The following is a 25,735-nucleotide window of genomic DNA, read 5'->3' on the forward strand; positions in this document are numbered from 1 at the left end:
ACTTAAGTGACTGATCCACGGAAAAAAACTGAACTCGAAAGCTTGTTCCGCAGCGGCAAGATCAGCCGTCGCGCGTTCATGCAGGGCGTATCGGCCCTGGGCCTTTCCGCCGCTTTCGCGAACACCGTCATTTCCGACGTCCAGGCCGCGACGCCGAAACAAGGCGGCCGTGCGCGCCTCGGCCTCGGCCATGGCGGCACGACGGACTCGCTCGATCCGGCCACGTTCGAAGACGGCTACATGCTGACTTTGGGCTACGCACTGCGGAACCATCTCACGGAAATCGATGAAAACGGCAAGCTGATCGGCGAACTGGCGGAAAGCTGGGAAGCCTCCGACGACGCCACGGAATGGGTCTTCAACCTGCGCCAGGGCGTTGAATTCCACAACGGCAAGACAATGGATGCCGACGATATCGTGGCCTCCATCAACCATCATCGGGGCGAAGAATCGAAATCCGCCGCCAAGCCGATCGTCGCGCCGATCACCGATATCAAAGCGGACGGCAAGAACCGCGTCATCGTCACGCTGGAAGGAGGCAATGCCGACTTCCCGCTGCTGATGAGCGACTATCACCTAGCCATCATGCCGGCGAAAGATGGAAAGGCGGACTGGCAGTCTGGCGTCGGCACCGGCGGCTATACGCTGGAGAATTTCGAGCCGGGCGTCCGGTCCTCCGGTAAGAAGTTTGCCAACTACTGGAAAGAAGGCAAAGCGCATTTCGATGAAGTCGTGATCCTGTCGATCAAGGACTTGAACGCCAAGCAGAGCGCGTTGGCAACCGGCGATATCGACATGATGGATCGCCCCGACCTCAAGACCGCCGGCCTGCTGAAACGCAATCCGCAATTGGAGCTGGAACAGACCACCGGTACGCGTCACTACACCTTCCCGATGCGGACGGACATGAAGCCCTTCGACGACAATAACGTCCGGATGGCCCTGAAGCACGGTGTCGACCGCGAACTGCTGGTTAAGACCATCCTGAAGGGGTACGGCTCCGTCGGTAACGACCATCCGATCGCCCCCTCGAACCCGTATTACGACGCCAGCATCGAGCAGCGCACCTACGATCCGGACAAGGCCAAGTTCTATCTGAAGCAAGCGGGACTATCGTCGCTTTCCGTCGACCTCAGCGCGGCCGATTCGGCCTTCTCCGGCGCTGTGGACGCGGCTGTCCTCTACAAAGAGCAAGCCTCCAAGGCCGGGATCGACATCAATGTCGTCCGCGAACCGAACGACGGTTACTGGTCGAATGTCTGGATGAAGAAGGCATGGTGCGCCTGCTACTGGGGCGGCCGTCCGACCGAAGACTGGATGTTCACGACGGCCTACGCGGCGGATGCGGAATGGAACGACACCTATTGGAAGCATGAACGCTTCAATAAACTGCTCCTTGAGGGCCGTTCCGAGCTGGACACCAAAAAACGCGGCGAAATCTATTCGGAAATGCAAACGATCGTCCGCGACGAAGGCGGCGTCGTCATTCCGATGTTCGCGGCGTATGTCTGGGTACGCGACAAAAAGGTCGCCCACGGCCCCAATATCGCGTCGAACTGGGACATGGACGGCTGCAAAATGCTTGAACGCTGGTGGTTCGCGTAAGAATCACCGCTTTCATGGCCTATCGAAAAGGTCCCGGACAAAATCCGGGGCCTTTTTCTTTTCCTGACGGGATTATACCTAGGGCCCGGATTCCGGACTGTAGAGCGGGTTCCGGGATAGTGCTGCGTCGCGAACTTGGTAAAAAGTGGCCGTATTGCACTTCCTTTTCGAACCCTTATCCTGTTTCATGTTCCGTTAAGGAAAAGATGCTTGGCAATACAAGCAGCAAAGAATGTCCGGAACCCGGTGTTTGCCGGGTGTCGGGCCGAACAGGAACTGAGGTTGAGGACGAGGGGGATTTGCCGGTACACGGACGATGGTCCGGGACGTATCGGCCGACAAAACCATGCATGCGATCTTAAAAATGCTCGTGCAGCGTCTCGGCCTGGGGCTGATTACGCTGATCGCCGTCTCATTCATAATTTCACTGGCCATCGAATTTCTGCCCGGCGATTTGGCTCAGGAAGTATTGGGACAATCCGCAACACCGGAGACGGTGGCGGCCTTTCGGGCGGAACTGGGTTTGGACAGACCATTCCACACCCGGTACTTCGAATGGCTCGGCAACGTCATGACCGGCGACTTGGGCAAATCCCTCGCCAACCAACGTGAGATTTCGGAACTGTTGGGGACGCGGCTGTACAACACGCTGTTCCTGGCCGCGATCGCCGCGGTGATATCGGTTCCGATCGCGATAGCGCTCGGCGTGCTCGCCGCCTTGTATCGCAACAGCCTGTACGACCGCCTGGTCAACATCTTCACCCTGTCCACCATTTCGACCCCGGAATTCTTCGTCGCCTATATCCTGATCCTTTGGTTCTCGGTGATGGTGCGGGTGTTCCCCAGTATTTCGGATATCGGACCAGAACTGACCTTCTGGGAACATGTCTATCGCTCGCTGCTGCCGGCCTTGACGCTGACGCTGGTCGTGATCGCGCATATGATGCGCATGACTCGCGCGGCGATCATCAACCTGCTGGCGAGCCCCTATATCGAAATGGCCACGCTGAAAGGCGTGCCGAAGCGGGACGTCATCGTCCGTCACGCCCTGCCGAACGCGCTGGCCCCGATCATCAACGTCGTGGTGCTGAACCTGGCCTACCTGATTGTGGGCGTCGTCGTGGTCGAGGTCGTGTTCGTCTATCCAGGTCTGGGACAGCTTCTTGTCGACAGCGTCTCCAAGCGGGACATGCCCGTTGTTCAGGCCTGCTGCCTCGTCTTCGCCGTCACCTACATATTGCTCAACCTGACAGCGGACATCCTGTCGATCTTGAGCAATCCGCGGCTGTTGCATCCGCGTTAATCCGGTGGGGAAAAGACTATGAACGATATCGTAAAGCTTCTGAAGAAGGCCCCGCCGACAGCAATTTTCGGCATGGTCGTCATCGCAATCTACATTTTCGTCGCCGTTTTCGCCGACTTCGTCGCGCCGTTCAGCGAGACGGAAGTGGTGGGCGATCAATTCGAACTCTGGGGTGACCCGTACATTCTGGGTACCGACAACTTGGGCCGCGACATGTTGAGCCGTATCATATACGGCGCGCGGAATACGGTCGGCATCGCCCTCGTCACCACGGCGGTCGCCTTCCTGATCGGCAGTTTCTTCGGTCTGCTGGCCGCCACGCTGGGCGGTTGGGTCGACCAGTTGCTGGGCCGCATCGTCGATGTGATGATGGCCATTCCGACACTGATCTTCGCGCTGCTGGTCCTGACCATCGTCGGAACCTCGGTCATCAATCTGGTCCTCGTTATCGGCATTCTCTATTCGACATCCGTTTTCCGACTGGCACGGGCGGTGTCGATGAATGTCGTGGTTCTGGATTTCGTGGAAGTGGCGAAGCTGCGCGGCGAAGGGCTGCTGTACATCATCCGGCACGAAATCCTGCCGAACATCCTGCCGCCATTGGTTGCCGAATTCGGGCTTCGCTTCTGTTTCGTCTTCCTGTTCATCAGCGCGTTGAGCTTCCTCGGCCTGGGCCTGCAGCCGCCGACGGCGGATTGGGGCAGCATGGTCCGGGAAAACGCGACACTGATCACTTTCGGAGATATCACGCCCCTGGTTCCGGCGGGCGCCATCGCCCTCTTGACCGTGGCCGTGAACTTCGTGGTCGATTGGTTCCTGCACCTCACCAGCGGATTGAAGGACTAAGCAAATGGCGGATAACACGGATACCCAACGTGGCACCAAGGGCGATGTCCTTCTGGAAATGAAGGGCCTGAAAATCGCCGCAATGGTCGAAGAAGAGGAAATCGAGATCGTTCACGGTGTCGATGTCACGCTGCGGCGCGGCGAGGTCCTGGGCCTGATCGGTGAATCCGGGGCCGGGAAATCGACCATCGGATTGGCCTCCATGGCTTATACGCGCGGTGGATGCTGGATCAGCGGCGGCACCATCAACTTCGATGGCATCGACATGCTGAATGCGTCGGAAGAGCAGTTGCGCGACCTGCGCGGCAAACGCATTTCCTATGTCGCACAAAGCGCGGCGGCCAACTTCAACCCGGCGCACAAGCTGATCGACCAGTTTACGGAAGCCCCCGTCCTGCACGGCTACTCGAACCGTGCTGCTGCGGAAAAGGACGCAAAGGAACTCTTTGCCCGGCTGCGTCTGCCTAATGCGGACACGATCGGCTACCGCTATCCGCACCAGGTTTCCGGCGGTCAGCTGCAGCGTGCGATGACCGCGATGGCCATGTCCTGCCGGCCCGATCTTATCGTCTTCGACGAACCGACCACGGCCCTGGACGTGACGACGCAGATCGAGGTGCTGGCCGCTATTCGCGACGTGGTCGAACAGTTCAACACGGCAGCCATCTATGTGACCCACGACCTTGCCGTCGTGGCGCAAATGGCGGATCGCATCATGGTGCTGCGCCACGGCAATCTGGTCGAGGAAGGCGACACACGGGAAATGCTGGCCAACCCGAAAGAGGAATACACCCGCCAGCTGCTCGCGGTGCGTACCTTCAAGAAGGAACACCAGCTTGAAATCAACGAACCAACGCCGCTGCTGCGCGTGAACAATGTCAGCGCCGCCTATGGGGCCACACCGGTTCTTTTCGGCGTCAACTTCGATGTACACAAGGGGCAGACGGTCGCCGTCGTCGGCGAGTCCGGCAGCGGCAAGAGCACCACGGCCCGGGTCATCACCGGGCTTCTGCCGCCGAGCGAGGGCACCATTGAATTCAAGGGCCAGGCCCTGCCGCCCGATTACCGCAAGCGTTCGAAAGACGAACTGCGGCAAGTTCAGATGATCTATCAGATGGCCGACACTGCGCTTAATCCGCGGCAACGGATCCGCGAGATCATTGGACGTCCGCTTTCCTTCTATCTTGGCATGTCAGGCAAGCAGCGGGAGGACAGAACCCGCGAATTGCTGACGATGATCGAACTGAACCCGGACGAGTATATCGACCGCTACCCGACCGAACTTTCAGGCGGGCAGAAACAACGGATCTGTATCGCTCGGGCCCTGGCGGCGGAGCCGGAGCTGATCATCTGCGACGAAGTCACCTCGGCGCTCGACCAGTTGGTGGCGGAAGAAATCCTGAAGCTCCTCGACCGCCTGCAGAGCGAACTCAACCTGGCCTATATGTTCATCACCCACGACTTGGCCACGGTGCGGGCAATCGCCGACGAAGTGGTCGTAATGCTGCAGGGCAAGGTCGACGATTCCGGGCCGAAGGACGAAATGTTCGAACCCCCGCATACGGACTACACCGACCTGCTTCTGTCCTCTGTCCCGGAGATGGATCCGGACTGGTTGGACAACCTGTTGGCGGAACGACAACGCATGGCCGAGGAAGGCCGTGTGCTGAAGGCGGCGGACAACTAACCGTCGACACCGCCCCGAATGAGTTAACTTGCATAAGGCCGCGACATGCGGCCTTATCTTTGGGCACGCACCCGAACGGTCTGCGCCGGTTCGGGCCTTGCCTGACATGACTCGGAAACCGCTGCGGGGTGTTGCGGATGGTCTTTCTTCGAAAGCCATCGATATTCATTGTTGGCGCTGTGGTATTGAGCGCCGTATTGCTGCAGGGCGGCAATGGAATCCTGACGATCATCGTCCCGCTGCGGATGACCGAGGCAGGCCTTCCCACCACCGATGTCGGATTCGTCGGTACCGGTTACGCGATCGGCTTCCTGATCGGATGCGTCTTCGCCACAGGGCTTGTGCGCACGGTCGGTCATATTCGCGCCTATGCGGCGCTCGCCGCGGTGATGGGGACCGGCATACTGGCGCTGACCATCGACACCAATGTGTTCCTGTATGCGGGGGTTCGCGCGGCAACCGGTTTCTGCATGGCCGGCCTGACCACGGTGATCGAAAGTTGGATCAACGAACGAACTCCCGCCGAGAGCCGCGGCAACGTGCTGTCGATCTATATGGTCATCACGAAGGGAGCATTGGCGGTCGGGCCTTTGATGCTGGGCTATGGCGACGTCGAAGGCCCGGATTTCCTGATGGTCATCTGTGCATTTTTCTCGATGTCGCTGGTACCGATGGCTCTGACACGCGGCCCAAGCCCGCAACTGCCGCCATTGAAGCGGTTGGGCGTGGTCACCCTCTACAAGATCGCCCCCGCGGCGATTGTCGGCTGTGTCGCCATCGGCCTGGTGAACGGCGCGGTCATCAGTCTGGTTCCCACCTATGCTTCCTCCATCGACCTGTCGCCGGCCACCATCGCCGTGATCATGGCCGGCATGCAGTTGGGCGGCCTCGCGATGCAATGGCCGTTGGGGTGGATATCCGACCGGATGGACCGACGCCTGATCATCGCCTTCGCCGCCCTGGCGGTGACGGTTCTCTCCATCGGGGTGACCCTGGCCGGTTCCCTGCCGGAGGTCGTCCAGATCATCCTGTTCAGCGCCTGGGGCGGGGTCGCGTTTTCCATCTATGCCATCTGCGTGTCGCACGCGGCCGACCGCGCGCCCCTGGACTTGATGGTTGCAATGAGCTCCAGCCTGTTGCTGGCCTGGGCAGCGGGCGCTGTCGTCGGCCCCACCGTCGCCAGCTTCATGATGACGGTGATCGGTCCCGCGGGTCTGTTCTACTACGCATCCTCGGTGATGATCTGTCTGCTCGCCTTCGTGCTTGTCCGCACGCGCCTGCGCCGGGCGGAACCAAAGGAAAAGAAGCAGGACTTCGTCGGTCTACCCGCGTCCAGCCCGGTGATCCAGCAAATGGACCCGCGCATGCATGATGCGATCGATGCCTCATCCATCCATCAAGGCCGCAACACCGCGCGGGACCCTGACGAACAGCCGGATCTGACGGATTATGACGACGGCGGCTACAACGACAGTCCCGCCGTCGACCTGAACCCGGAAACGGACGATCCGGAAAAATAGCAGCCGGGCCGGAAAAATAGCGGCCGGGACCAATCGTCTCATCCCGCTCTCGCGGGTTTCCAATTCGTGCGGCGCACCGCATGATATCCGAATGGCAGGAACCCGGAACGGAGTAGCCATGCATACCCTTCGCGAAACCCCGACGGTTCGATTCACCGGCCCTGCATATTTGCGTATCGCCCTCGCTCTTACCCTTGCCGTCCTGACCGCGGTGATGCGGACCGGACCGGCGGCGGCGGACACGGCGGCGGCCCAAAAGCTGGTCGGCGCCTATGGCTGCCTGCAGTGTCACAGCCTGGACGGCTCAATCCCCGTTCCCGGCGTGCCCCGGCTGGCCGGCCAAAAGGAAAAATACCTGGCGCGTCAGTTGAACCATTTCAAACTGGGCGTCATCGTTTATGACGGAGAGGTCGTGGCGGCCCGCCGGCATGAGGTCATGAACGATCTCGCCAAGCGCCTTTCCACGGTGCAATTGCGCTCCATCGCGCAATTTTTCTCCAGCAAGGCATGCATGATCAATGAGGGCGCCGATCCCCCTCGCCCGGACGGCGTGGAACGGTGCGAAGTCTGTCACGGCGGTGAGCGCGCCAATCCCTGGCGCGACACCCCCTTCCTGAATGCCCAGGACGAGACCTATTTGAAACGGACGATCCATGATCTCTGGCGGGCCCGACAGGGATATGTCACCGACAACGGCCGGCATCATCGTATGGCGGAGGTAATGTTCATCGACGCCGACGAACCGAACCTGGATGCCTATGCGGAATACTACGCGGCGTTGCCCTGCAGCAGGAAATAGCCGCCATCGACGCTGCGTGACGAAGGCTGCCGGACACCATGACGACGTGGCGGGACGACGAGCAATCCGCGATGCCTGATGACTCCAATCGAAATTGGATGTATTTGTTATGTAATGCAGGCACTTAGATACATTGCCGGTCTCATTCTAACAGCCACACTTTTTTGTGGTGTCAATCATGCCAAGGCTGAAGAGAAGCCTAAGCGACAGCTTGTTATTGCTTCGTTTTCCTTTCCCCCGTTGCTACATCTAGCAGAGGACGGCTCATTCTCCGGCACGATGGGAGAGACCGTGCGGGCCCTCTGCGAAGACGCGGATGTCGGTTGCTCATTCAAAGTCATCCCCTTGGCGAGGGCCTATGCGGAGTTGAAACAAGGCAGCGTCGACGCGCTGATCACCTTGGATTTGGGACAGTTCGATGACTGCTGTTCAGCAAGTGACTGGCACTCGGAATGGTCGGCGGGACTGTTTTCGACGAACACGTACAAAGACATACCGTCCAACGAACGGGAAATCCTGGGCCAGGAACTGATCGTCGTGAACGGAATGCGCTCGCCCTACAGTTTCCTGCCGAACATGGATGCGTTGGCGGCGGAAAACAAAATCAAGCTCTTCAAAGCCAGGGATGTCGAAACGGCCGTACTCATGTTCGCCAAGGACAGGGTTGGATTGATGTGGGGCGGTGAGGATTTTCGCTGGTACCTGCGACGCCTCACTCCTGGAAAGCCATACGCCTATCGGCCCTTGTTTCGGAAGAATGTCGTCCTATGGGTCCATCAACAGAAAGCGGATACGCTTGAGGTGCTGAACCAAGCCTACCATCGGCTGGTCAAATCCGGCGTCATCGCGAGGAACGGCCTCCTGGTGCCCTCGACCATGAACGGGCGCTACAAAGAAGCCGCGTTGAACTAGCGGCCGAAGGGAAGCCCCTTCCAGTAAAGAGAATCCCCGGGGTGTCTGGCGTGGAACGGCAACCGAGCCCTCAGCATGCAGTCGTGCGCCAGCGCGCCAGGGTGGGACACGAAGCCTCCTACGACAAGAAGTCGAACTCCGGTTTCTTGAGGGACACTTCAGAAATCTTTTCGATGGCCTTGCTCATAGCTCCACTCCTCTCCGAGGGCCGCGGCGCTTCAGCATAGCCTGTACATGGGCGAACAGCGACATATGCCGCATGTCGGTTCATGGACCTCGAGACGTAAAAAAGCCGGGCACCCTTGGGCGCCCGGCCTTTGAACCGTTGGTAACCGGTCTGGATTAACGCGAGTAGAACTCGACGACCAGGTTCGGTTCCATCGAAGCCGGATAGGGAACGTCTTCCAGCTTCGGCGTCCGGTTGATCGCTGCCGTCATCTTGTTGTGGTCGACGTCGATGTAATCCGGGATGTCACGCTCGGTGCTGCTGGTCGCTTCCAGGACGAGGTTCATGTTCTTGCTCTTGTCGCGGACGGTGACGACGTCACCGAGCTTCAGCGCATAAGAGGGAACATTGACGCGGATGCCGTTCACCATGACGTGGCCGTGGTTGATGAACTGGCGCGCGGCGAAAACGGTCGGCACGAACTTGGCGCGATAGACGACCGCGTCCAGGCGATGCTCCAACAGGCCGATCAGGTTTTCACCCGTATCGCCTTTGCGGCGCGAGGCTTCTTCGTAGTACTTGCGGAACTTCTTCTCGCCGATATTGCCGTAATAGCCTTTCAGCTTCTGCTTCGCCATTAGCTGGGTGCCGAAGTCGGAGGGCTTGCGGCGGCGCTGGCCGTGTTGGCCGGGCCCGTATTCGCGGTTGTTGAAGGGGCTCTTCGGGCGGCCCCAAAGGTTGACGCCCAAGCGGCGGTCAATCTTGTACTTCGCGGAAATGCGCTTACTCATAGGTCAATTATCCCGTTTTATCTTCGGTTGGTCTTCATGTCCCGGTAGTCCGACCCTCTCCCCAACCCTATGAATCCATTGATTCTTCAGTGTTTGGGCGAGGCGGCGTGCGGATAGGCCTCATGACTGAGACTGTCCCGCCACATTCCCGGAAAGCGGCCGCACTATAGGGATCGGCGGCCCATTGTCAAACCCATTTGCCTCGCAAAGCCGCTGAAATCCTGGGGAAAACCCTATTCTTCTTTGCCCCCTGCGCGCTTAAGCGCCTCGGCGATGCCGTGCAGGGTACGCACTTCCTGACTGGTCAGCCCGGCGCGCTGAAACATGTTTCGGATGTTCCGGACGGTCACGGGGCGCAGGCCCGGCGATTTGAAGAAGCCACCTTCATCCAGCGAGGCTTCCAGCCGGGTCAGGAAATTCAGCAGCTCCTCCTTCCCGGCCAGTTCGGAATCCCCGGCTTCCAGCCGCTCTTCCGGTGCTTCGATCCTGTTCTGGTACCATTCATAGGAAACCAGCAACACCGCCTGCGCCAGGTTGAGGGAGCGGAAGGACGGGTTCAATGGTGCCTCGATGATGGTATCAGCCAGCGTCACGTCGTCATTGTGCAGGCCGGCCCGCTCGCCGCCGAACAGAACGCCGTAGCGGTTGCCTGCCTTGTGAACCTCGATGAATTCCCGGCCGGCCGCACGCGGCGTCATCACCCGCCCCACCATGCCGCGCGGCCGCGCCGTCGTCGCATAGACACGCTGCAGATCGGCGACCGCCTCTGCCGTCGTTTCATAGACCGTAGCGTTCTCGATCACCTGATCGGCGCCGGAGGCGGCGGCAACGGCTTCCGGGTTCGGCCAACCGTCACGCGGGGCGACAAGGCGCAGTTCCGCCAGCCCGTTGTTCAGCATCGCCCGGGCGACCATGCCGATATTCTGGCCCAATTGCGGCTGTACCAGGATGATCACCGGTCCGCCGTCGGGCAGGTTGTCCAGCTGTGTCGAGTCGGTTCCGGCCATGCGCCGTGCGGTCCCTTCATCATGTCCGGGCTTGAAATCGGGCGACTGTTTGGCGTCAACACGCCGTCTTGTCAAACCGGCCGGGCCCGAAAGCAGGCAGATGAGAGGCGATTCCCGTTTGACGCCGGGGCCCCATCCCCGTTAGCTGACCGTCAGTCTGGCAGAAGGAGAATAGCGATGGCCGAGAAGGTTCTGGGAGTGGTCGGCGGCAGCGGCCTGTACGCGATCGACGGATTGGAAGATGCCGTCTGGCGCACGGTGGAGGGTCCCTGGGGAAAACCGTCGGACCAGATCCTGGAAGGGCGGATCGGGGACACCAAGGTCTGCTTCCTGCCCCGCCACGGGCGCGGCCACGTGGAATCGCCCTCGACCATCAACTACCGCGCCAATATCGACGCGCTGAAACGCTGCGGTGTCACCGACATCATTTCGCTTTCCGCCGTCGGCTCCCTGCGCGAGGACCTTCCGCCCGGCACCTTCGTCATCGTCGATCAGTTCATCGATCGCACCTTCTCCCGGCAGAAGAGCTTTTTCGGCTCCGGGCTGGTGGCGCATGTGCCGCTTTCCCATCCGGTCTCGAGCTGGATCGGCGATATCGCCGAAGCCGGCATGGAGAAACTCGGCATTCCGCATCATCGGGGCGGCACCTATGTAGTGATGGAAGGCCCGCAATTCTCCACCCTGGCCGAGTCCGAGCTGTACCGCAGTTGGGGCGCCTCGGTGATCGGCATGACCAATATGCCGGAGGCGAAACTGGCCCGGGAAGCCGAAATCCGCTACGCCACCGTGGCCATGGTCACCGATTTCGACTGCTGGCATCCGGACCATGATTCCGTCGATGTCGCGCTGGTGATCAAGACGCTGCACGACAACGCGGACAAGGCCCGCGCCCTGACCAAGTTCATGGTGGAATCCATAAATGCCTGGGAAACGGAGCCGACCTGCGGCACCGATACGGTGCTGGACGCGGCGCTGATCACCACGCCCGAGGCGCGCGACCCCGCCATGGTCGCCAAGTTGGACGCGGTGGCAGGGCGGGTACTGGGCCGCTGACCGGAGACAGGCATGGAAGGATGCCTGCCGAGCCATGCGTCCATCGCGTGGCGCAGGGCAATGCCATGCGATAATACCGTTTCGTCCGAACCGAGCCCTCCCCTATATACCGCGCGCACTATTTCAAGGGAGGGTTAACCCCATGCGTGCGGTTCTTCTTGCAACTCTCGCGGCGATCGCGCTTTTCACCACCCCTGTTTCGGCCCAAGTGGTTCAGGATAAGAAAACCTGTGTCCAGGCGGTCCAGGACGCCAAGCAGGCGACTGCCGATGCATCGATCACGGACAAGGCGCGAGCGGAAGCGAACGACCTCGTCCGTATCTCCGAGCATCTCTGCACCCAGGCGAACTTCGTCTACGCCGAACGGCTGTTGGCGATCGTCCGCGGCATGACCGCGGGGGAATAGCCCCTCCCCGCCCGAAACGGCTTACCTAACGTATCACCGCCCGGCGATCCCTCATCGATGCGCCGGGCGGTAACGTTTCTATGGCGGTCTTGTAGTTCGGACTTTCGCGGATCTGTTCCGCCTGACATCCTTCCGACCGGACAGGAACTGCCACGCAGTCTTGAAGGGGAACGGGATGTACAAACTTTATTGGTGCGCGCAGACGGCGGCTTTCGGACCGCACGCCGCCTTGGAAGAAATCGGCGCGGCCTATGAACTGACACCGGTCGACATCTATAAGGACGAGCACCTGACGCCGGAATACCTGACCATGAATCCGGCAGGCAAGGTTCCGGCGCTAAAATTGCCTGACGGCCCGGTGATGCATGAAGCGGCGGCCATCATGCTGTACCTGGCCGAAGCCCATGACCGGACCGATCTGGCCCCTGCGCCGGACGATCCCATTCGCCCCGAATTCCTCAGCACCTATTTCTATCTCACCAATACGGTGCAGGACGGCCATAAGCAGTTCTACTATCCGGACCGCTTCACGACGGACCCGGCAGCCGCCGGCAAGGTGAAGGAAATGGCGTGCCGTAACATTCCCGAATACTGGAAGCCGATTGAGAAACGCCTGACCGAAGGCGGCCCCTTCCTGTTCGGTGACCGCTATACCTTATGCGACATGTATACGGTGATGCTGATCACCTGGGCGCCGGATGCGAAACAGCTGCTGGCCGATTTCCCGGGCCTGAAACGCTGCTTCCGCGCCGCCCGCGAACGCCCGGCCATGGCAAAGGTTCTGGAACTGCATCAATAGTCCGCCTCCTGCACTTCATGCAGCTCGGCTGCTGCGCCCTGGAGATCGGCGAGACGATGCTAGACCGCCTCGCCCATGTCCCCGACTATATCCGCGGCTTCACCGGCCAGGACGCAACGGCGGAAGAGTTGGAGCATCGTCGGTCGCTGATCCGAATCGGTGCTTGTTACGCACTCCCCGATAATGTGGTAAGCTAACGGATGCATTGGTGGAGGCTGGTTCGATGATCAGCGCGAAAGGCGGATGCCTTTGTGGTGCATTGCGTTACCAAGTCCAATCGCGGCCCTCTCGGGTCACGATGTGTCATTGCCGATTTTGTCAAAGAGCTACCGGCGCCGCGTATCTGGTCGAACCGATTTTTGACAAAGCTGACTTCTCGCTGGTCAAAGGCGAGGCGAAAGTTTATCGGCATTTGTCCGAAGGCAGCGGCAAGTGGGTCTATGTTCATTTTTGCGACGTATGCGGAACAAAACTCTTCCTGACATTTGATCGCTTTAAGGATGTTGTTGGCGTCTATGGCGGCACCTTCGACGACCCAAATTGGTTCGAAAGATCGCCGGACAATTCAAAGCATATTTTTCTGGCGGCGGCTCAGCATGGCACTGTTATCCCGCCCGGCGTGAATACATATGACGAGCACGCGACCACGAACGATGGCACGCCAATCGAGCCTCATGTCTTGTCTGAACCAATGATTGTCAGCAGACCTCCCTAACGCGTTCTCATAACACCAAGACCGCGATGGCCTCGCACAGCGCGAGGTTCAAGAGGGTTGGATCAACCGACCGTACTCTTGCATCACGGCTTTCAGGGCATCGGTATCGATCGCCGCGCAGATCTTGCCCGGTGGCTTGAAGGTGGGACAGGTCTCCGCCGCGACCATGGCATTGATGACGGCTTCGTCCACCGCCTGAACGGCGGCCAGATAGAGCGGGTCGAGCCGGTCGATGTTCAATTCGACCCGACTGTTCAGAAGCGGTGCCGTTTCCGGCTGGTCCTGAACATTCGCCGTCGAGAAGGCGAGGAAGATATCGCCGGAACTATTGCCGCCGGGCGTGCCGGAACGGCCGATGCCGATGGCGGCGCGTTTCGCCAATTGGCGCAGGCTGGTGCGGCTCAACGGCGCGTCGGTACCCAGAATAACGATGATCGACCCGGTTTCCCGGTCCCGAAGTCGGTCGTTTGTCAGGTGTTCGCCGACCGGGACGCCGCAGGTCGTCAACCAGGGACGGATACCGAAATTGGCCTGGACCAGCGCGCCGACGGTAAAATCGTTCCCGCCGCCGAAGGAGACCTTTCTTGAAGAACTGCCGGTTCCCCCCTTGAACTCATAGCAGATCATGCCGTTTCCGCCGCCGACATTGCCTTCCGCCACCGGACCGGACGCCGCGCTGTTCAGGGCGTCCAACGCATCCTGGTCGGTGACGAATTGCGCGTTGATGTCGTTCAACACGCCGTCATAGGTTTCCGCCACGACCGGCATCGCCCAGGAATGTTCCGAGGCATACCATTCAGGCCATCGCTGCATCATCCACCGCGTGGCGCCATGATGGACCATGCCGATGCCGTGCGTGTTGGTGATGCAGACCGGCCCGATGAAATAACCGGCATCGTCGATCCAATGGGTCCCGGTCATCTCTCCATTCCCATTCAACGAGTAATGACCGGCCCAGATCGGCCGCGGTTCGCCTTCATCATCGCGGGGAATGATCGCCGTGACGCCGGTACGCATGTTTTTCGTATCGTCGGTCAGGGTCTTATACCCGACCTTCACCCCCGGCACGTCCGTTATGGCGTTCCACACACCGGTCTCACCCGAAAAAGGCAAACCGAGGTCCCTGCCGCGGGGTTTGGTCATCGGTATTCTCCTGCTTTTATGGCGCTACCTTACGCCTTCCCGGAAAAGCAGATAGGCATAGGCGTCGCGCAGGGCAATGTAGGATGAATCGATGACGTTGGGCGAAACGCCGACGGTCGACCAGCGGTGGCCGTCATGGTCGGCGCTTTCGATCACCGTGCGGGTGACGGCGTCGGTCCCGGTGCTGTCATGGCGCGGCGGCATGATGCGCACTTTATAATCCACCAACTGCATCTGGCTGAGCTGCGGATAGACCGAGGACAGCGCCTCGCGAAGCGCGGTGTCGAGCGCGTTGACCGGGCCGTTGCCCATGGCGACCCGCATGATCTGTTCGCCCTTCACCTGGACCGTCACGGTGGCTTCCGATTCCGTCACCAATTCGCCCTTGGCGTTGCGGCGGCGGTCATCCATGACGCGGAATCGTTCGGTCTGGAAGTAGCGCGGCACCTCGCCCAGCGCCTGACGGGCAAGCAGTTCGAAGCTGGCCTCCGCCCCGTCATAGGCATAGCCGGCGAATTCCTTCTCCTTCACCAAGTCGAGCAGGCGGCGGATCTTGTCCTCATCGGTTACCTCGATGCCCAATTCGGAGAGGCGCGCCAGCACGTTGGCCCGGCCGGCCTGATCGGAGACGACAATGATGCGCTGATTACCGACCAGGGCCGGGTCGATATGTTCGTAAGTCTTCGGGTCCTTGGCGACGGCGGAAACATGCAAGCCGCCCTTATGCGCGAAGGCGGCCTCGCCCACATAGGGTTGATGCCTGTTTGGCTGGCGGTTCAGGCGTTCGTCCAATAGGCGCGACAGATCCGTCAGCTTGGTCAAGCCGCCTTCGGCCAACCCGGTCTCAAAACCCATCTTCAAGGTCAGCGACGGGATCAGGGAAATGATGTTGGCATTGCCGCAGCGTTCGCCCAACCCGTTCAGCGTGCCCTGGACCTGGCGCGCACCGGCACGTACGGCTGCAAGCGAATTGGCGACTGCATTTTCCGTATCGTTATGGGCGTGGATGCCGACCCGGTCGCCCGGGATTTCCTTCACGACCTCGCCGACGATCCGTTCAACCTCATGCGGCAGGGTGCCGCCATTGGTATCGCATAGCACGACCCAGCGGGCGCCCGCATCGATCGCCGCCTTCAGACATTCCATCGCGAATGCGGGATTAGCCTTGTAACCGTCGAAGAAATGCTCCGCGTCATACATCGCCTCACCCTTTCTTTCCTTGGAAAGGGCAATGCTGTCGCGGATCATGGCGACGTTTTCCTCAAGCGGGATCTCCAGCGCGACATCCACATGGAAATCCCAGCTCTTGCCGACCAGACAGGCGGCCGAGGCCTTCGAATTCAGGATCGGTGCCAGACCGGGATCGTTCTCCGCACTGCGGCCCGGTCGACGCGTCATGCCGAACGCAACCAGCATCGCGTGTTTCAGCTTGGGCGGGTTCTCGAAGAAGTCCGAGTCGGTGGGGTTCGCCCCCGGCCAGCCGCCTTCGATATAGTCGATGCCGATCTCGTCCAACGCTGTCGCGATAGCGGCCTTGTCGGCTACGGTAAAATCGACGCCCTGGGTCTGCGCGCCGTCGCGCAACGTCGTGTCGAAAAGATAAACCCTGTCAGCCATCGTCGCGTTCCTTCCCTAACCGCGCCGCCATTCGGTGATGCCGCCGGGCTTGTCTTCCAGCAGCACGCCTTGCGCCTTCAGCCCGTCGCGGATTTCGTCGGCGCGAGCGAAGTTCTTGTCCTTCTTTGCCGCCACTCGCTCGGCGATGAGGGTTTCGATCTCCTCCGCGCTCGGCCCATCGGCGGCGCCCGTACCCTTGAACCAAATGTCGAGATCCTGCTGCAGAAGACCCAGTGTTTCGGTGTAATGCAGTATCCGACCAAGATCGCGGATAGCATTTTTTCGCGCGCCATGGTTCGACGCGCTCTCTATCTTTGCAAGGTTCAGGTTCAGTTGCCGGGCAATGCCATAAACGACGGACAATGCTTCGGGCGTGTTCAGATCGTCCTTCAGCGCGCCATAGAACATATCCAGTGTCTCGTCCGACGCATCAACACTGGGTAGTTCGTCCATCAGCGGCTGGGCTTTTCTCAGCGCCCCATACAGACGGTCGAGCGAAGCCTTCGCCTCCCGGCATTTTTCCTTCGAGAAGTCGAGCGGCTGACGGTAGTGCGTTTGCAGCAGAACGAGGCGCAGGGCTTCGCCAGGAAACTCTTCCAGCAATTCAGCGACGGTGTAGAAGTTGCCGAGGGATTTCGACATCTTCTCGCCCTCGCTCAACAGATAGCCGTTGTGCATCCAGTAGCGCGCGAAATCGGATCCCTTGTGGCCGCAGCAGCTTTGCGCGACTTCGTTCTGGTGGTGTGGGAAAATCAGGTCCAACCCGCCGCCATGGATGTCGAAGGTTTCACCCAGATACTTGCTGCTCATGGCGGAGCATTCGATATGCCAGCCTGGCCGGCCATAACCCCAGGGGCTTTCCCAGCCGGGTTCACCTTCAGACGACGGTTTCCACAGCACGAAATCCGCCGGGTCCTTTTTATAGGGCGCTACTTCGACACGGGCGCCGGCGATCTGTTCGTCCCGGTCACGGCCGGAGAACTTGCCGTAATCCGGCCATGAGGGCACGTCGAACAGAACATGGCCGTCCTTTTCATAGGCGTGGCCGTTGGCAATCAGATTTTCGATGATGTCGATCATCTCAGGGATATGATCGGTAGCGCGCGGCTCCACATCCGGGGCTTCGCAACCCAGGGCAGCCGCGTCCTGGTGAAACGTCTCTATCGTCGTATCCGTCAGTTCGCGGATGCTGATCCCGCGCTCGGCGGCGCGGTTGTTGATCTTGTCATCCACGTCGGTGATGTTCCGGACATAGGTGACATGATCTGCCCCGTATTCATGGCGCAGCAGCCGGGCGAAAACGTCGAATACCACCAGTGGACGGGCATTGCCGATATGAATGCGGTCGTAGACCGTCGGCCCGCAGACATACATGCCTACCCCCTTCCCCGCGGGGTCGAGCGGCTTGAAGTCTTCCTTGGTCCGTGTGGCGGTGTTGTGGATGCGAATGGTCATGACCTGCTGTCCCCGGGCGTGCCGCATGGCAGCGCCCCTGAAAATTCCGATTTACTGTAGAAGTTGAGCGGCTTCCTGGTTCCGTCGGCCGCCGGTCCGCTGTCGAAGGGTCAACAGCACCGACAGCCGCAAATAATGCGGCAGGAGGAGATAATGATGATCGCGGTCAGGGACATGCCCAAACGCCTCGCCTCGGATCGAAACCGGCGGCACTATAGTGAAAGCGGGCCCGGCTTGGCAATGCGGCAAAAGGCTGCCGGAATTCGCCGTACCCACCGAGTTTCAATCTAAATTTGCGTCCTATCATTGTTATTGTGAACAACCGTTAAAACCTTTTGCAAAATACTTCGCGCAAAGTACTGCAGTAAGTGCTAAAAGCACCCTCAGAAAGACAGGTTCCAGCGGTCCAGGGGCGATTGCTTGTTTCCGTCGATTGGCTGAACGCGGGGCGATGCCCCTTTTTATTGAGGTTTTCATGAGTTTTGTTTCTGCGATGGCGCGGACCGGCATTGTTGCCTGCGCGCTTCTCTTGGGTGCGACCGGCGCCAATGCGACCACAATTTTCGATCTCACCGGCGGAACCGGCACCCGGCACGCGAATGGTACGCTTTCCATTCCGACCCTTGAAGGGGGCGTGACCTTCTGGGCCTTCGACCAGGACAAGCGAAACGGTTCCTGGGGCGCCGCGAACCACTCCGTCGGTTATGAAGACGCCGGTATCGGGGTTTGGTCCCGGGAAGAAGAGGCGCGGGATATCGGCCATCCGCTCGCCCCGTATGTCGACAGCTATACCTCCGTCGAATATCTCGTGATGAAACTGCCGACCGCTTCCGCTTGGACGCCGATCTCGGCCACGTTCGAGTTCTTCAACAACCAGAACTTCTCGATCTTCGGTTACAACGACACCGGTGACGGCAGCTTCCTGTCCACCGGCGCGGCCTTCAGCGGCGTGATCGATTTCCTGACGCCGATCGGCGAGCAGCCGACGACCAGCGGCGATACATTCCAGTTCGCCAGCGGGCTGGGAACGTTCGAATTCATCATCTTCACGACGACCACCGGCTTAACCGACCCGAATAACGACAACCGCTTCTTCGTCAGCGGTTTCGAAGGTCAGGCCAGCGTCGTGCCCGTACCGGCAGCCCTGCCGCTGCTGTTGAGCGGCCTTGGCGGGATCGGATTGCTCGGCTTCATGCGCCGGCGCCAAACCGCCTGAGGGACAAACCCTGCGAACACGAAAAAGGCCCCATTCCCGGGGCCTTTTTTAATGTCGGTCTGTCGACCCACTATCCACGCAATCGCTCAGCCGCCCGGTCCCGCCCGATCAGCGGCAACAGGTCGCGCAGTTCCGGTCCATTGTCGCGGCCCGTCAAGGCGCGGCGCAGCGGCAGGAACAGCTGTTTTCCCTTTCGGCCAGTGGCCTCTTTCAGCGCACCGGTCCATGTCTTCCAGGTCGTCTCGTCCCATGCGCCTTCCGGCAGGGCGGCCGCCGCCTGGGTGAGGAAGTCGCGATCTTCGGCGTCGACCGCCGGGTCAATCTCCCCGTTGCAGACCTGCCACCAGTAGGCGGCATCCGATACCTTGGCGATATTGCCGTGGATGGCGCTCCAGAACACCTCGTCCGCGTCGCCTAAGCCGGCTTCCGCCAGCCGGTCCTTTACCACGTCAAAGGACAGATGGTGGATGACCTTGGCATTCAAGGTTTCCAGTTCCGCTGGATCATAGCGCGGGCCCGCACGGCCGAAGCCTTTGATATCGAAGTTGCGCGCCAGGTCGGCCATGGTCTCCGACCCGTCCGGCGCAATCGCGGTGCCGAGATGGGCGAGATAGGCGGCGAGCGCCACCGCTTCGGTACCATCCGCGCGGATCTCGGCCAGGCCGAGGCTGCCGATCCGTTTCGAAAGCGCCTTGCCGTCAGCGCCGACCATCAAGGGCAGATGCGCGAAAGTCGGGACATCATAGCCGAGGGCCTGGAACAACTGCACCTGGACGGCGGTGTTCACGACATGATCCTCGCCGCGCATCACATGGGTGATGAACATTTCGCCGTCGTCGACGACCGAGCTCAGCGTATAAAGCGGGCGGCCATCCTCACGGACCAAAACAGGATCGGAGAGATGGCCCGGCTCGAAACGAACATGCCCGCGGCCGAGATCGTCCCACTCGACCGGTTCGTCGAGCAGACGGAAGCGCCAATGCGGCGTCCGGCCCTGCTGAACGAAAGCGGCCTGTTCCTCCGCGCTGAGGGCCAGCGCCGCGCGGTCGTAAACAGGCGGCTTGCCCTGCCCCAGCAGGATCTTGCGCTTCAGGTCCAGTTCTTCCTGGGTCTCATAGCAGGGATAAAGGCGGCCCTTCTCCTTCAGGCGCTCCATCGCCGCGTCATAGCGATCCTGGCGCGCGGACTGCCGGGCGAAGTCGTCCCAGTCCAGGCCGAACCATCCGAGGTCCTCGATGATTCCCAGCTCGTATTCCTTGGTTGACCGCTCGCTATCCGTATCATCCATGCGCAGCAGCATCTCGCCGCCATGATGGCGGGCGTAGAGCCAGTTGATCAGGGCCGTGCGTGCATTGCCGACATGCAGGGAGCCGGTCGGGCTGGGCGCGAAACGGACGCGGACGGTCTTGCCGGTCATAAAAACAACTTCCTCGACTATGCTTACAGAATCTTCCGGAACGCGTTGGTGATCGGATAGCGCCGATCCTTCCCAAAGGCCCGCGAGGTGACCTTGACGCCCGGGGGGGCCTGGCGGCGCTTATACTCCGCCAGATCCAGCATACGCCAGACCCGCTGTACCGTTTGCGGATCGTGGCCGCGGGCGACGATCTCGTCCACGGATTGCTCTCCTTCGATCAATCCGGCCAGGATATCGTCCAGAACATCGTAGGGCGGCAGGGAATCCTGGTCGGTCTGATCCGGTTTCAACTCGGCGCTGGGCGGTTTGGTGATGATGCGTTCGGGCATCACCGCCCCTTCCGGCCCGAGGGCGCCCGCAGGCCTGTTTTCGTTCCGCCAGCGCGAGAGCGCGAAGACATCCATCTTGTAGACGTCCTTCAATACGGAATAACCGCCGCACATATCTCCATACAACGTGGCATAGCCGACGGACATTTCCGACTTGTTGCCCGTGGTCAGCAGCAAGTAGCCGAGCTTATTCGAAATCGACATCAGGATCAGGCCGCGCGACCGTGCCTGAATGTTTTCCTCCGTCGTGTCGGCAGCCAGGCCTTCGAACAACGGCGCCAGCATCCCATCGAATGCCTTCATGGCCGGTTCGATCGCGACCTCGTCCAAGGTCACGCTGAGCAGTCTCGCGGCCTCCGCCGCATCCTCCAGGCTTTCCTTGCTGGTATAGGGAGACGGCATCATCAGGCAATGGACCTTGTCCGCGCCCAAGGCATCGACAGCAACAGCGGCGGACAAGGCGGAATCGATGCCGCCGGACAGACCGAGCACGATGCCCGGGAACCCGTTCTTCTCCACATAGTCGCGCAGCCCGAGGACCAGGGCCTTGTACATACCCGCCATACGGTCCGGCGGCGGCACTTTCGTGCCGGGTTCGCAATACCAGCCATCCGACCCGCGAACCCAATCGGTGATCAGAACGGCTTCCTCGAAGGCGGGGGCCTGGACGGGAAGACTGCGATCCGCGTTGAGAACGAAGGAGGCGCCATCGAAGACCAGTTCGTCCTGCCCGCCCACCTGGTTCAAATAAGCCAGCGCCAACCCGCTTTCGACGACCCGGTTGGTGACCAGGTGAATGCGAAAATCCGGTTTGTCGACTTCAAACGGCGAACCGTTCGGCACCAGGAAGAACTCCGCTCCGGATTCCTCCAGGCACTCTATGACATCCGGGGTCCAGATATCCTCGCAAATCGGCACGCCGATACGAACGCCCTTAAAACTGATAGGGCCCGGCATGTCGCCCGGGATAAAAACACGTTTTTCATCGAAGACGCCGTAATTCGGCAGATCGACCTTATGGCGGACCGCTACGATTTCGCCGCCGGCCAGCAGAAGCACCGCATTATGCGCCTTGGCATGGGTCTGCTTTTCACCCCGCCAGGGCGCCGTCACCAGCATCGCCGGTCCGTCATCGGCCGTATCCTGCGCCAGCTCGCGCACCGCCGCTTCGATCTTGTCCAGAAAGAAGGGTTTCAGAACCAGGTCTTCCGGCGGATAGCCGCTGATAACCAACTCGCTGAACAACATCAGATCGGCGTCGGCCGCCGCTGCTTCCGCGCGCGCTGCGCGAACCTTCTCCACGTTCGCCGCAATCGCCCCGACGGTCGGGTTCGATTGGCACAGCGCGATCCTCAATCTATCCGTCATCGAAGCTCTCGTTTTTCCTTTATGCGACGCAATGCCTGCGGCGGTTGAACACCGAACAGGGCTGGAGATACCGGCAGCGCGACTATGATCAACGTTACTGGATAATCAAGGCGGGATAATCAAGCTTTGCGCCCGCGAAAGCGTCAAAACGCCGTATAGCCTGTCGTTTTGCCTCGAAAAAACGGGCCCGAACAGCCCCGCCCGGCCCGCTACGTTAACCCTTTCATTAATATATTCTTTACTGCTGTTGTGTTGGTATCAGGGTCGCAAATTTCAACGTATCCCGCCCATTCAGAACGGACGGCGGTGCGGAACGTTTGCACGGGTCACCGGCGGATCCGATCCGTTGGACCGACCCGAGGGGCGGCGTCTCATTCTTCGATGGCGGAGAGGCGGAAGCCGGGGATCACGGGACTGGTACCAGTTTGATCAAACGGCTCGGATTCGCTGTACGTAATGTCTTTGTCCAAAGGAAAAGTGACGGAACTTGGCTGGCGAGACCTTTACCGGTCCAGGTTGGGCCTGCGTCTGGCGGGGATCATTTTCCTGAGCATCATCGTCATCGAAGCCATCGTCCTCGTCCCCTCCTACCTCAATCGCGAACGGGCCTACCGGCAGGAGTCCATCAGAATCGGCGAAGCAATCACCAGCGCGCTGGACAATCTGATCGCGATGGACATCACCGGCTGGTCCCTTGAGCAAGCCGGTGGGCTGTTTGCCTCGGGCGACGATGTCGTGGGCGGAGCGATCTGCAAATCGGGCGAGGAATGCGAGGTAAAATTCGGCGAGGACGTCGGGGAGTTTGGTTCCAAGACGATCGATGACGGCAACTACGACGTTCCGGGTGAGAAGCGTCTTCTGACAGTCCGCACCTTGGCCTATGACGATGCGACCTATCGTATCGTCTTGCGTCTGGATACCGCCTGGATCGCCGACGCGATGCTGAACTATGTCCTGAACATCGTCGGAATTGTCGCCTTTATCGGGCTGGCCCTAACCTTCGTGACCATGGTTTGCGTCGGCAAAATCGTTCTTCAGCCGCTGATGCGATTGAGCAGCAACCTATCGGGTGCCTTGGACAATCCGGAAACACCCGACGACTTTACCGTTCCGCACAGTCGCAGCGATGAAATCGGACAGTTGCTCGACCGGTACAATACGATCCTTCGGAGCAATGCCTCGCGGGAGAAAACGCGCCGCGAAGTGGAACAGCACTCCCTTTGGCTGGCGCGTTTCCCGGAAGAGGATCCGTCGCCGATCATCCGTCTTTCCCAAGATGGCCAGGTCCTCTACGCGAACGACGCGGCGAAGAAACTTGTTGAGTTCCTGGTGACCGGCCAAGCGCGTCGGTCCCTCCAGGCCTCCATCGAGTTGGCGTTGGAAAGCAACGGACCGGTTACGCTGACCCGTCAGGTCGGATCCACCGTCTACCGCTTGCAGCTCGTCCCGATTGAAGGCGAGGACTATTTGAACATCTATGCGTCCGACATCACGGAAATCGTTCAGACGCGCGACGAACTGGCCAAGTCCAAAACGGCATTGGAGGACGCGGTCGTCCAAAGGACCGCAGAACTGCAGACCATTCAACAGCGCCTGACCGATGCGTTGGAATCGATGGATGACGGCTTCGCCTATTTCGGTCCGGACGGCAAACTGGCATTGCACAATGAGAGGTATCAGCGGATCTATGATGACGCCGAAGACGTCATCAAGGTCGGCGCGACCTTGGAAGATATCCTGCGCTACGGCATGGCGAACGGTTGGTATCCCGGCTCAGAAAAAGATCCGGAAGCCTGGTTCCGCACCCGCATGGCCGTCCACCGCAACGCGTCCGGCGAGCCGTGGATTGCACGGGCCAAGTCTGGGCGGTACCACCGAATAAGCGATTATCGCACGAAGGATGGCGGAACAGTCTCGGTGCGTGTCGACATCACCGACCAGATCAAGCAGGCCGAGGAATTCGCTGCCGCCAAGGAAGCCGCGGAAGAAGCATCGCAGGCGAAATCGGAATTCCTGGCCACCATGAGCCACGAAATCCGCACCCCGATGAACGGCGTCATGGGCATGGCGAACCTGTTGCTGGACAGCGACCTGAGCCCGCAACAGCGGACAATGACGCGGACGATCCTGGATTCCGCGAACGGCCTGTTGTCGGTCATCAACGACATTCTGGATTTCTCAAAAATTGAATCCGGAAAGATCGAACTTGAAAGCGGTGAGTTCAGGCCGACCGACACCGTGGAAGCCGCCGTCGAATTGCTGCAATCGCGCGCACGCGAAAAGAACCTCGTTCTCGGATCCATCATCGACCCGGCGATGCCCGAATTGTTGCTTGGAGACGAAGGTCGGCTTCGGCAGGTGATCATCAACCTTGCGGGTAACGGTGTGAAGTTCACTCAGTCCGGTTCCGTGACCATCGAAGCGCGCGTCGTCGGCGAAGAAAAGGACAAGACCCGCATCCGCGTTTCCGTGCACGATACCGGCCCCGGCATCGCAGAGGAAATGTTCGGCAAATTGTTCTCGGACTTTTCCCAGCTCGACGGTTCGCGCAGCCGAACCCATGAAGGCACCGGCCTGGGTTTGGCGATAAGCCGGCGCATCGTCGAATTCATGGGCGGCGAAATCGGCGTCGACAGTAACGAAGGCAAAGGCAGCACTTTCTGGTTCGAAGTCCCCCTGACCGTATTGGAAGGCCCCAAATACCTGGAGAACGAGACGGTACCGCTGCTCAGCATTCTGGTCCATTCGGGCGATGTCCGGACAGATGCGGTGCTTGAACGCCAGATCAAGGCCTGGGGCGCGAAAGCGGAGATCCTCGGCGAGGAACATCGGTTCAAGTCAGGCCTGCCGCGGGATTTCGATGCGGTAATCGTGGAAGCCGACCACCTTGCAGATTTCAATACGGCAAGGGAGTTTGCGATTCTGCAAGCCCACGGCACCGCCGTTATCGTCCTGTCGGTCGGGGAGTTTTCCTCACCCGACATCCGGCCGGACGCGATCATTCTGAAACCGGTTCGGCAATCCGAACTGTTCGACGCCATCATGGAAGTAAACAGGGCGAATAGTGCCGCAAGACCGGAACCGACCGCGGAGCACCGCGCCCGTGAAGAGCAGTCGATCCGGGAGAAATCTCAAGGCATCGCGCCCTCGCGCATTCTGGTCGCCGAAGATAATCCGGTGAACCAGCAGGTGATCCGGATGATGCTGACAAAGATGGGGCACAAGATCGATGTCGCAGGAAACGGCGCGGAAGCGGTCTCGCTTGCGCGGCAAGCGCCCTATGATTTGATTCTGATGGACGTGCACATGCCGGAACAGGACGGCTTTTCGGCAACGGAGGAAATCCGAAACCTGGGCGGGAAGCTGTCGACGATACCGATCATCGCCCTGACCGCGAATGTCGAGGCCGGCGTGGAGCAGCAGTGTTTCGATTCAGGTATGACGGGGTACGTCACGAAACCGGTCCGCGTTCAATCGCTGACCAACGTGCTGCGCGACCAATTGCCGAAGGCGGAACGGCCGCAATATCGAGAGCGTTTCGTGACCACCTGAAGCCCGTCCGGACGAGCCGCCGCCCTGCC

Annotated in this window: 21 protein-coding genes; 14 read left to right on the forward strand and 7 right to left on the reverse strand. The window is 60.1% G+C overall.

What is annotated here, in order from left to right; genetic code table 11:
* The first annotated feature begins 6 nt into the window (after positions 1 to 6).
* The 7 genes from ACQK2G_RS17220 (at position 7) to ACQK2G_RS17250 (ending at position 8,672) form a co-directional block, all read left to right on the forward strand.
* Complete coding sequence (locus ACQK2G_RS17220; protein WP_425406271.1) at positions 7 to 1,605, forward strand: ABC transporter substrate-binding protein; 1,599 nt, start codon at positions 7 to 9, stop codon at positions 1,603 to 1,605.
* A 346-nt stretch (positions 1,606 to 1,951) separates the two neighbouring features.
* Positions 1,952 to 2,908 (forward strand): ABC transporter permease, encoded by a 957-nt coding sequence (locus ACQK2G_RS17225; protein WP_425406272.1) that lies wholly within the window; start codon positions 1,952 to 1,954, stop codon positions 2,906 to 2,908.
* An 18-nt stretch (positions 2,909 to 2,926) separates the two neighbouring features.
* The gene (locus tag ACQK2G_RS17230) at positions 2,927 to 3,754 is read left to right on the forward strand and encodes an ABC transporter permease (RefSeq protein WP_425406273.1); all 828 of its coding nucleotides are present in this window, start codon (positions 2,927 to 2,929) and stop codon (positions 3,752 to 3,754) included.
* 4 nt (positions 3,755 to 3,758) lie between these two features.
* The gene (locus ACQK2G_RS17235; RefSeq protein ID WP_425406274.1) at positions 3,759 to 5,441 is read left to right on the forward strand and encodes an ABC transporter ATP-binding protein; all 1,683 of its coding nucleotides are present in this window, start codon (positions 3,759 to 3,761) and stop codon (positions 5,439 to 5,441) included.
* A gap of 137 nt (positions 5,442 to 5,578) precedes the next feature.
* Positions 5,579 to 6,961 carry an MFS transporter gene (locus ACQK2G_RS17240; RefSeq protein ID WP_425406275.1) on the forward strand — a complete coding sequence of 461 codons (1,383 nt, stop codon included), beginning with the start codon at positions 5,579 to 5,581 and terminating at the stop codon, positions 6,959 to 6,961.
* A 118-nt stretch (positions 6,962 to 7,079) separates the two neighbouring features.
* Positions 7,080 to 7,760: a c-type cytochrome gene (locus ACQK2G_RS17245; RefSeq protein ID WP_425406276.1), complete on the forward strand. Its 681-nt coding sequence runs from the start codon at positions 7,080 to 7,082 to the stop codon at positions 7,758 to 7,760.
* Positions 7,761 to 8,051: 291 nt separating this feature from the next.
* Positions 8,052 to 8,672 (forward strand): hypothetical protein, encoded by a 621-nt coding sequence (locus tag ACQK2G_RS17250; protein WP_425406277.1) that lies wholly within the window; start codon positions 8,052 to 8,054, stop codon positions 8,670 to 8,672.
* 342 nt (positions 8,673 to 9,014) lie between these two features.
* On the opposite strand, the gene rpsD is transcribed toward ACQK2G_RS17250, so the two are convergent.
* Positions 9,015 to 9,629, reverse strand: coding sequence for a 30S ribosomal protein S4 (gene rpsD / locus ACQK2G_RS17255; RefSeq protein ID WP_425406278.1), 615 nt, complete (start codon positions 9,627 to 9,629; stop codon positions 9,015 to 9,017).
* Between the two features lie 233 nt (positions 9,630 to 9,862).
* Positions 9,863 to 10,636 (reverse strand): RNA methyltransferase, encoded by a 774-nt coding sequence (locus ACQK2G_RS17260; RefSeq protein WP_425406279.1) that lies wholly within the window; start codon positions 10,634 to 10,636, stop codon positions 9,863 to 9,865.
* Between the two features lie 177 nt (positions 10,637 to 10,813).
* Here ACQK2G_RS17260 and ACQK2G_RS17265 point away from each other — a divergent pair, with 177 nt between their 5' ends.
* From ACQK2G_RS17265 to ACQK2G_RS17285, 5 genes are all read left to right on the forward strand, one after another.
* A complete protein-coding gene (locus ACQK2G_RS17265; RefSeq protein ID WP_425406280.1) occupies positions 10,814 to 11,689 on the forward strand; it encodes an S-methyl-5'-thioadenosine phosphorylase in 876 nt (291 codons plus the stop codon).
* Between the two features lie 142 nt (positions 11,690 to 11,831).
* Complete coding sequence (locus ACQK2G_RS17270) at positions 11,832 to 12,095, forward strand: hypothetical protein (protein WP_425406281.1); 264 nt, start codon at positions 11,832 to 11,834, stop codon at positions 12,093 to 12,095.
* A gap of 175 nt (positions 12,096 to 12,270) precedes the next feature.
* Positions 12,271 to 12,894 carry a glutathione S-transferase family protein gene (locus tag ACQK2G_RS17275; protein ID WP_425406282.1) on the forward strand — a complete coding sequence of 208 codons (624 nt, stop codon included), beginning with the start codon at positions 12,271 to 12,273 and terminating at the stop codon, positions 12,892 to 12,894.
* A gap of 56 nt (positions 12,895 to 12,950) precedes the next feature.
* Positions 12,951 to 13,091 carry a hypothetical protein gene (locus ACQK2G_RS17280; RefSeq protein WP_425406283.1) on the forward strand — a complete coding sequence of 47 codons (141 nt, stop codon included), beginning with the start codon at positions 12,951 to 12,953 and terminating at the stop codon, positions 13,089 to 13,091.
* A gap of 26 nt (positions 13,092 to 13,117) precedes the next feature.
* Positions 13,118 to 13,609 (forward strand): GFA family protein, encoded by a 492-nt coding sequence (locus tag ACQK2G_RS17285; protein WP_425406284.1) that lies wholly within the window; start codon positions 13,118 to 13,120, stop codon positions 13,607 to 13,609.
* 48 nt (positions 13,610 to 13,657) lie between these two features.
* On the opposite strand, the gene ACQK2G_RS17290 is transcribed toward ACQK2G_RS17285, so the two are convergent.
* From ACQK2G_RS17290 to cysS, 3 genes are read right to left on the reverse strand one after another with little or no spacing between them, the layout of a single operon-like run.
* The gene (locus ACQK2G_RS17290; protein WP_425406285.1) at positions 13,658 to 14,752 is read right to left on the reverse strand and encodes a P1 family peptidase; all 1,095 of its coding nucleotides are present in this window, start codon (positions 14,750 to 14,752) and stop codon (positions 13,658 to 13,660) included.
* Between the two features lie 24 nt (positions 14,753 to 14,776).
* Complete coding sequence (gene cimA, locus ACQK2G_RS17295; RefSeq protein WP_425406286.1) at positions 14,777 to 16,369, reverse strand: citramalate synthase; 1,593 nt, start codon at positions 16,367 to 16,369, stop codon at positions 14,777 to 14,779.
* 15 nt (positions 16,370 to 16,384) lie between these two features.
* The gene (gene cysS, locus ACQK2G_RS17300; protein ID WP_425406287.1) at positions 16,385 to 17,824 is read right to left on the reverse strand and encodes a cysteine--tRNA ligase; all 1,440 of its coding nucleotides are present in this window, start codon (positions 17,822 to 17,824) and stop codon (positions 16,385 to 16,387) included.
* Between the two features lie 475 nt (positions 17,825 to 18,299).
* Between cysS and ACQK2G_RS17305 the strand changes: the two genes are divergently transcribed.
* Entirely contained in the window at positions 18,300 to 19,040 is a 741-nt protein-coding gene (locus ACQK2G_RS17305; protein ID WP_425406288.1) for a hypothetical protein, read from the forward strand.
* A 70-nt stretch (positions 19,041 to 19,110) separates the two neighbouring features.
* Here the strand turns inward: ACQK2G_RS17305 and gltX are convergent, their stop codons facing one another.
* Positions 19,111 to 20,457, reverse strand: coding sequence for a glutamate--tRNA ligase (gene gltX, locus ACQK2G_RS17310; protein WP_425406289.1), 1,347 nt, complete (start codon positions 20,455 to 20,457; stop codon positions 19,111 to 19,113).
* Positions 20,458 to 20,480: 23 nt separating this feature from the next.
* A complete protein-coding gene (locus ACQK2G_RS17315; RefSeq protein WP_425406290.1) occupies positions 20,481 to 22,154 on the reverse strand; it encodes an NAD+ synthase in 1,674 nt (557 codons plus the stop codon).
* A gap of 456 nt (positions 22,155 to 22,610) precedes the next feature.
* Here ACQK2G_RS17315 and ACQK2G_RS17320 point away from each other — a divergent pair, with 456 nt between their 5' ends.
* Positions 22,611 to 25,706, forward strand: coding sequence for an ATP-binding protein (locus ACQK2G_RS17320; RefSeq protein WP_425406291.1), 3,096 nt, complete (start codon positions 22,611 to 22,613; stop codon positions 25,704 to 25,706).
* The last annotated feature ends 29 nt before the right edge of the window (positions 25,707 to 25,735 follow it).

It is taken from the genome of Hwanghaeella sp., assembly GCF_965227365.1.
Lineage (GTDB): Bacteria > Pseudomonadota > Alphaproteobacteria > UBA8366 > Aestuariispiraceae > Hwanghaeella.